This is a genomic window from Methylobacterium sp. EM32, assembly GCF_040593685.1.
Taxonomy (GTDB): domain Bacteria; phylum Pseudomonadota; class Alphaproteobacteria; order Rhizobiales; family Beijerinckiaceae; genus Methylobacterium.
The window spans coordinates 1-7,285 of sequence record NZ_JBEXZS010000119.1 but is presented as its reverse complement, the minus strand read 5'-3'; the positions used below and the strand labels follow the sequence as shown (position 1 = coordinate 7,285).

Below are 7,285 nucleotides of genomic sequence, written 5' to 3'. Positions count from 1 at the left end.
CATTCCTCATCAGACACGTCGGATGGATAAGCGGGGCGATCAGCACTCATCCACCTCAACGCTCACGCTATGTCATAAGTTCATAACACGCTCTAGCGCGGACGGTGATCCCGTCCATTGAGGGCAACTGGCGCGGGACGTGGTTCCACATCTCGTTCGCTCCAATGGAGCGGGTTGAGCACGCCATGAAGTTGATCGACTCGGTTTTCCCGGGGTCCTACCTCGACATGGACGGCACGATCGGCATCGCGAACTGGTGTGCGCGGATCCGCGTCGGCGACGCCGACATCGGCGACGCCTGGAACCGCCCGTCTCTCGCCCTCGCCCTGATCGCCGCCCTCCTCTCCGCCCTTCTCGCACGAGAGGAGGCCGGGCATGGCCGGTGAGCGCGGTTACGATCAGGCGGCGACGCTGACAGCTGGGGATATGTTCAGGGTATGGTCGCACATGCGAGAGACATGCGGTCTCGTCGCCACGACAGCCTGCCGTGATGAGCTGATCCGACAGGCCGTCAGGCAAGCGCGAGCGCGCGAGGTTGGCGAGAAGGTGCCGCCGCCGACACGGCCGAACCGCGCTGCGCTACTCGCGCAGGCCGCCTCCACCCCCGCCCCGACCCAGCAGACAGGGGAGGGGTGACGATAACGCGCGCCCGAGCTTCCACCATCGTCAATCCCGTCGCGAGGCCCGAGCCCATGAACACCGCGTTTCTCCTGCTGGCGCAATATGGGGGCGCCGCGGTGATCCCGATCGAGGCGGTGCGCCGGGATTATTTCTCGCACCTGACGCCCGAGAAGCTGGTGCGGAAGATCTCCGCCGGCGAGATCGCGCTGCCGCTGGTCCGGATCGAGGCGAGCCAGAAATTGGCCAAGGGGGTGCACCTCAACGATCTGGCGCGCTGGGTCGACGAGCGGGCCGAAGCCGTGCGCAAAGAGTGCCGTCAGCTCTGCGGTTGATCCTCCGCGGTGACCACGGCGAGCCAGGGCCAGCCGGCATACCGGTCGCCCGCCTTGCGGATGTGCGTGTAGCGTTGGAGCGACGACCAGCTCTTGTGGCCGGAGACCGACGCCGCCAGCGGCACGGTCCGGCCCATCTCGAATAGCCGCGAGACGCCCTCGTGGCGCAGGTCATGGAACGTGAGATCGTCGATCCCTAGGAAGGCGCAGGCCCGGGTGAACGCGGCCGAGATCGCGTCGGTGGTGTAGGGGAAGATCCGGTTGCCGGCGCGCGGCTGCGCCTGGACGATCCGCAGCGCCTCCGGCGGCAACTCGCACCAGACGTCGTTCCCGATTTTCTGCCCCGGGTTCTTCATGTCCCGGACCAGCACCCACGAGCCCTCTTCGTCGAGATCGGCCCAGGCGATGCGGGTGATCTCCTCCTGCCGCCGCGTCGAGAAAAGTGCGAACGCTACGATCGCCTGCATAGGCAGGCTGCCGGGCCGCCGGTGCCGGACTCCGCCGAAATGCGTCATCAACCGGTCGAGCTCGTCGAGCGTCGGCCGGCGGCTGCGCGATGCCGACTTTGCGACGAGACCGAGCTTCGAGGTGACCTTCCGGGCGTCCTGCATGCTTGAGGGATCGAGCTGATAGCCCCAGGCCGCCTGCGCGATCGAAAACACGCTGCCGAGGTGGGCGAGGTAGTTCGCGACGGTCTGCGGCTGCCGGCCGGCCGATAGCTCGGTGGCGAACGCGACCACGTCGGCGCTGGTGATGGTCGAACACGGCTTGTCCGCGATGTCGAACGTCTTGATGGTCTTCAGCACTTGCGCCTTGGTGCGCCCCAGGGTGCGCCGGCTCTCGGCTACGTACCGGTCGATCGCCGCGCCGAGCGTCGGGTCCTCGGCCTTCTTGCCCGACACCGCCCCCGGCGCGGATAGTTCGCGTTCCCGCTTCGCGATCCACGAGTTGGCCGCCGCCTTGCGGTCGAAGGTCTTCGTCTCGCGGTGGGTGGCGCCGTCCTGCCGGATCACCACCTGAGCGTGGTAGCCGACGGATCCGTCCTTGCGCTTGCGCTCGACGATGGTTCCCACGATGCCCCCATGCGCGGTACAGCATGGGCCCCGGACGTACAGCATTGCTGTACTTTCGACAAGAAACCGGCTCAAAACGCCGGAAACGGCTTCAAATCGTACAGCACGAGGGTCGGGTCAGGTGGTTGCCATGGTTGAAAAAACGAGCAATTTCAGTCCTTGGCGCTTTTCCATAGCACCCATGATGGACTGGACGGATCGCCACTGCCGGGCGTTCCACCGCACCCTCTCCGCCCGCGCGCTCCTCTACACCGAGATGGTGACGACCGGCGCGGTGCTGCACGGGCCGCGGGAGCGGCTGATCGGCTTCGACGCGGCGGAGCATCCGGTGGCGATCCAGCTCGGCGGGTCGGATCCGGACGATCTCGCGGCGGCGTCCCGCATCGCGGAAGGCTTCGGCTACCGCGAGGTGAACCTCAATGTCGGCTGCCCCTCCGACCGGGTGCAGGACGGGCGCTTCGGCGCCTGCCTGATGCGCGAGCCGGGACTCGTCGGCGAGTGCGTCGCCGCCATGAAGGCGGCGGTCTCGGTGCCGGTGACGGTGAAGTGCCGCATCGGCGTCGACGACCAGGACCCGGAGGCGGCGCTCGACGCACTGACCGCCGCGGTGCGGGCGGCGGGGGTCGACGCGCTGATCGTGCACGCCCGCAAGGCCTGGCTCAAGGGATTGTCGCCGAAGGAGAACCGGGACATCCCGCCCCTCGATTACGGCCGGGTCCACCGCCTCAAGCGCGCGAATCCCGACCTCCCGGTCGCCCTCAACGGCGGCTTAGCGGACCTGGCCGCCGCGAAGGCCGAGCTGGAGCCGCGGGACGGGGTCGGTCTCGACGGGGTCATGCTCGGCCGCGCGGCCTATGCGGAGCCGGCCCTGCTGCTCGGCGTCGATCCCGCGCTGTTCGGGCAGCCGGCGCCGGTGGCCGATCCGTTCGCGGCAATTCACGCCTACGAGCCCTATATCGCGGCGCGGCTCCAGGAGGGCGTGCGCCTGCACGCCATGACCCGGCACATGCTCGGCCTGTTCAACGGCCGTCCGGGCGCGCGGCCCTATCGCCGTCACCTCTCGGTCGCCGGCACGCGGCCGGATGCGGGCCTGCACACCCTGCGGGAGGCGGTGGCCCTCGTCTCCCGTGAGACGTCCTCCCCCGAGCCGGCGAGCGCCGCGGCCTGAGGACGGCCTTCCGGCGAAAGCGATCCCCCGGCGGAGTTTCAAAAGACTTCGCCGGGGGATCGCTGTCGCACCTCAGCTTGGCAGCCGGGCGCTCCGCGGGCATGTTCGCTGGCGAACAGGCGCGCCCGAGGGGTGGACGGACCGGATGATCGCACTCGACGACGGCGCCGCGGGCCCGCTCGGCGCCCATTTCGACGGGCGCGGGGTCAATTTCGCGCTGTTCTCCGCCCATGCCACGGCGGTGGACCTGTGCCTGTTCGACCCGACCGGCCGGGTCCAGACCGACGTGGTCCGGTTGCCGCGGCGCACCGACGACGTCTGGCACGGCTACCTCTCGGGCGTGCTGCCGGGGCAGCTCTACGGCTACCGGGTGCACGGCCCCTGGGAGCCGGGGCGCGGCCACCGCTTCAACCCGCACAAGCTCCTGATCGACCCCTACGCCCGCGAGCTGCAGGGCCGCGTGCGCTGGCACGACGCCCTCTACCCCTATCGCCGCGGCAGCCACCGCGAGGACGCGCTCGACCGGCGCGACAGCGCCCCGATGATGCCGAAGGGCGTCGTCACCGCGCCCGAGGCGCCGGTCCACGACGATCCGCCCCTGCGCCATCCCCTCGTCGACAGCGTGATCTACGAGGCCCATGTCCGGGCCCTGACCCAGACCCACCCGGACGTGCCCCTGCCCTGGCGCGGCTCCTACGCCGCGCTCGGCCACCCGGCGATCGTCGATCACCTCGTGCGCCTCGGCATCACGGCGATCGAATTGCTGCCGATCCAGGCCTTCGTCGACGACCGCTTCCTGGTCGAGAAGGACCTGACGAATTTCTGGGGCTACTCGCCGCTCAACTACTTCTCGCCCGAGCCGCGCTACCTCGGGCCGGCGGGGACGGCGGGACTGAAAAGCGCGATCCGCCAGCTTCACGCCGCAGGCATCGAGGTGCTGATCGACGTGGTCTACAACCATACTTGCGAGGCCGACCATACCGGGCCGAGCCTGTCGTTCCGCGGCATCGACAATGCCAGCTACTACAAGCTGAACCCCGAGGATCCGCGCCGCGACATCGACTGCACCGGCTGCGGCAACACCCTCGACGTCTCGGTGCCGCGGGTGATGCAGATGGTGCTCGATTCCCTGCGCCACTGGGTCGAGACCTACCGGATCGACGGGTTCCGCTTCGACCTCGCCTCGAGCCTCGCCCGTAGCCCCCACGACTTCACCCCCCGCGCCGCGGTGCTGCAGGCGATGGCGCAGGACCCACTCCTGTCGCGGGTCAAGCTCATCGCCGAGCCGTGGGACGTCGGCATGGGCGGCTATCAGCTCGGCGGCTTCCCCGTCGGCTGGAGCGACTGGAACGACCAGTTCCGCGACGCGGCCCGCGGGTTCTGGCGCGGCGATGCCGGCCAGCTGCCGAAGCTGACGCAGGGCTTGACCGGCTCGAAGGAGATTTTTTCCGCCTCCGGCCGCGGGCCGTCGGCCAGCATCAACTTCATCGCCTCGCATGACGGCTACACGCTCGCCGACGTCGTCGCCTACGAGGAGAAGCACAACGAAGCCAACGGCGAGGGCAACCGCGACGGCCACGGCCACAACGTCTCGCGCAACTACGGCGTCGAGGGCCCGACCGACGATGCCATGATCCTGAGCGTCCGGGCGCGCCAGAAGCGCAACCTGCTCGCCACGATCCTGCTGGCGCAGGGCGTGCCGATGCTACTGATGGGCGACGAGCGCTCGCGCACGCAGGGCGGCAACAACAACGCCTATTGCCAGGACAACGCCACCTCCTGGGTCGACTGGGAGAACGACTATAGCGATCCGAGCCTGACCGCCTTCGTCCGCAACCTCCTGGCCTTGCGCCGCGACCACCGCGCCCTGCGGCGGCGAAAGTTCCTCACCGGCGAGGCGGTGGCGTCGGGTGGTCTCAAGGACGTGCACTGGCTCTCGCCCTGCGGCGCCGAGATGGATGACGGCGCCTGGGGCGACGGCGAGCGCCGGGCCTTCGGCATGCAGATCGGCAACGACGCCCCCGACGGGCGCCGCCTCCTGATCCTCGCCAATGCGGGGGAGGGGCCCCTCGACTTCCGGCTCGCCCCGGTGATCGGCGGGCCGTGGGTGCCGCTCTTCGACACGACGGTGGCGGATGGCCGCCCGGCCGGGCGGGAGAGCGTGAAGGCCGGTGGGGTGGTGCGGCTGCCCGAGCGGGCGTTGCTGGTGCTGGCGCGGAATGCGGGGCGGCGGGGGACCTGATCCCGATTGGCTCACCTGCGTCGGCTTCGTTGCCGAGCCACGACGGTCGCAGCACCCTCCATGTCATCCCGGGGCCGCGCAGCGGAACCCGGGATCCATAACCGCCGACGGTTCAGGAGAGAGCGGCGCGCGATCCGCTTCGTCCGCCAACGTCAGCGGCTATGGATCCCGGGTTCTCGTCTGCGGCGAGCCCCGGGATGACGCGGAGCGTGACAGATGCGGGGAGGGAGCGAGGCCTGGACGGCATCTCGGCGGTGGGACCTCGCCATTCATACTCCTACCCCGCCGCCAGCCGCTTACGCTGCACCTTGCCGTTCGGGGTGCGCGGCAGCGCCTCCAGGAAGACGACCTCGCGCGGGCACTTGTAGGCGGCGAGCCGCTCGCCGCACCAGGCCAGCAGCGCGTCCCGCTGCGGCGCGGCGTCCGGTTTCGGCACCACGAAGGCGGCGATCACCCGCACGTCGTCGCGTACGGAGAGCTCGGTCACCGCGACCTCCTGCACGTCGGGATGCGTGATCAGCACGCTCTCGACCTCGTTCGGCGACACCCGGTAGCCGAAGGCGTTCATGATGTCGTCGTTGCGGCCCTCGAACCAGACGTAGCCGTCGGTATCCAATGAGGCGAGGTCGCCGCCGGTGAACCAGTCGCCCCGCATCACCGCCGCTTCTTCGTCGGGGCGGTTCCAGTAGCCGAGCATCAGGGCCGGGTCGGAGCGGTGGATCGCCAGCAGCCCGACCGCGCCCGCCGGCAGCGGCTCCGGCGCGCCCGCGACGGGGAGGATCGCGACGCGCCGCCCCGGCTGCGGCTTGCCCGGCGAGCCGGGCTTGATCGGCACGAGGGGGCTCGTCGAGATGTAGGTCGAGATCTCGCTCATCCCGAGCGCCTCGTAGAGCGGCGTGCCGGTGGTCTCGCGCCATTCGGCGAGGAGCTGGGGCGAGAGCGCCTCGCCCGCCGTGATGCCGTGGCGCAGGGACGACAGGTCGTGGGCGGCGAGGTCGGCGTATTTGAGGATCTGGCGGTAGAGGCTCGGCACCGCCGCGAACAGCGTGGCGCGGTGGCGGGCGATCAGCGCCGGCCACAGGGCGGGATCGCGCCGGCCGTTATAGAGCACCGTGGTGGCGCCGCGCGCCCAGGGATCCTGGATGCCGACCCCGAGGGTGTAGGTCCAGTTCATGGTGCCGGCATGCAGCACTACGTCATCCTCGCGCAGGCCGAGCCAGAAATCGTGCATCGGCCGCCGGCCCCAGAGGGTGCGGTGGGCGTGCAGCACCCCCTTCGGCCGGCTGGTGGTGCCCGACGTGTAGACCAACGTCGCCGGATCGTCGGCGGCGGTGTCGGCGTAAGCCTCGAGCGGCGCTCCCTCGCGCAGGCGGGCGATGTCGTCGCGGCGCAGCACGATCCGGCCGCGGCAGGCCTCCGGGTCGAGGGGGCAGTCGTCGGCGGCGGCGATCACCGCGGCGCCGGAATCCTGCATCAGGAACGCCGCCTCGCCGGCGGTGAGCTGGGGCGAGGAGGGCTGCGCCACCAGCCCGGCGGCGAGCGCCGCGAAGTAGGTGATCACGTAATCCGCGTCGTTGCCCATGCGGATCATCACCCGGGCGCCCGCCGGCAGGCCGAGACCGCGAAGACCCGCCGCGACGCCGCGCACCGCCCGGTCGACTTGCGCGAAGGTCATGACGTCGGTGCGACCATGATCGCCGACCATGATCAGCGCCGGCTTGTCGCCCTGCTCCCGGGCATTGGCCTCCAGGCAGTAGCGGGCGCCGTTGAAGCGGGGCGGCGGCTGGCGGTCGTCGGGCAAGGGGCGGCTCCGGATCCTGGGGTCCGGGGCCTGTGCTAGCGCGGGGGC

6 protein-coding genes are annotated in these 7,285 nt (G+C 70.2%); 4 read left to right on the top strand and 2 right to left on the bottom strand.

Going from position 1 to position 7,285, the window contains the following annotated elements; all coding sequences use genetic code 11:
- Positions 1-185 precede the first annotated feature (185 nt).
- Together ABZT49_RS16700 and ABZT49_RS16695 are read left to right on the top strand one after the other, a co-directional pair.
- The gene (locus tag ABZT49_RS16700; protein WP_355287248.1) at positions 186-386 is read left to right on the top strand and encodes a hypothetical protein; all 201 of its coding nucleotides are present in this window, start codon (positions 186-188) and stop codon (positions 384-386) included.
- Between the two features lie 306 nt (positions 387-692).
- Positions 693-953: a pyocin activator PrtN family protein gene (locus ABZT49_RS16695; protein ID WP_355287246.1), complete on the top strand. Its 261-nt coding sequence runs from the start codon at positions 693-695 to the stop codon at positions 951-953.
- Here ABZT49_RS16695 and ABZT49_RS16690 read toward each other — a convergent pair.
- Complete coding sequence (locus ABZT49_RS16690; protein WP_355287250.1) at positions 938-2,026, bottom strand: site-specific integrase; 1,089 nt, start codon at positions 2,024-2,026, stop codon at positions 938-940. The two genes, ABZT49_RS16695 and ABZT49_RS16690, sit on opposite strands and share 16 nt — an antisense overlap.
- A 130-nt stretch (positions 2,027-2,156) precedes the next feature.
- Here ABZT49_RS16690 and dusA point away from each other — a divergent pair, with 130 nt between their 5' ends.
- Both dusA and glgX read left to right on the top strand, forming a co-directional pair.
- The gene (dusA, locus tag ABZT49_RS16685; RefSeq protein WP_355287244.1) at positions 2,157-3,194 is read left to right on the top strand and encodes a tRNA dihydrouridine(20/20a) synthase DusA; all 1,038 of its coding nucleotides are present in this window, start codon (positions 2,157-2,159) and stop codon (positions 3,192-3,194) included.
- Positions 3,195-3,339: 145 nt separating this feature from the next.
- Positions 3,340-5,436, top strand: coding sequence for a glycogen debranching protein GlgX (gene glgX / locus ABZT49_RS16680; RefSeq protein ID WP_355287242.1), 2,097 nt, complete (start codon positions 3,340-3,342; stop codon positions 5,434-5,436).
- Positions 5,437-5,713: 277 nt separating this feature from the next.
- On the opposite strand, the gene ABZT49_RS16675 is transcribed toward glgX, so the two are convergent.
- Positions 5,714-7,237 (bottom strand): AMP-binding protein, encoded by a 1,524-nt coding sequence (locus ABZT49_RS16675; RefSeq protein ID WP_355287240.1) that lies wholly within the window; start codon positions 7,235-7,237, stop codon positions 5,714-5,716.
- Positions 7,238-7,285 lie beyond the last annotated feature (48 nt).

Bases quoted from the DNA above. Each gene is read 5' to 3' on its own strand.
- ABZT49_RS16700 (WP_355287248.1), top strand. From the start codon at position 186: ATGAAGTTGATCGACTCGGTTTTCCCGGGGTCCTACCTCGACATGGAC.
- ABZT49_RS16695 (WP_355287246.1), top strand. From the start codon at position 693: ATGAACACCGCGTTTCTCCTGCTGGCGCAATATGGGGGCGCCGCGGTG.
- dusA (WP_355287244.1), top strand. From the start codon at position 2,157: ATGGTTGAAAAAACGAGCAATTTCAGTCCTTGGCGCTTTTCCATAGCA.
- glgX (WP_355287242.1), top strand. From the start codon at position 3,340: ATGATCGCACTCGACGACGGCGCCGCGGGCCCGCTCGGCGCCCATTTC.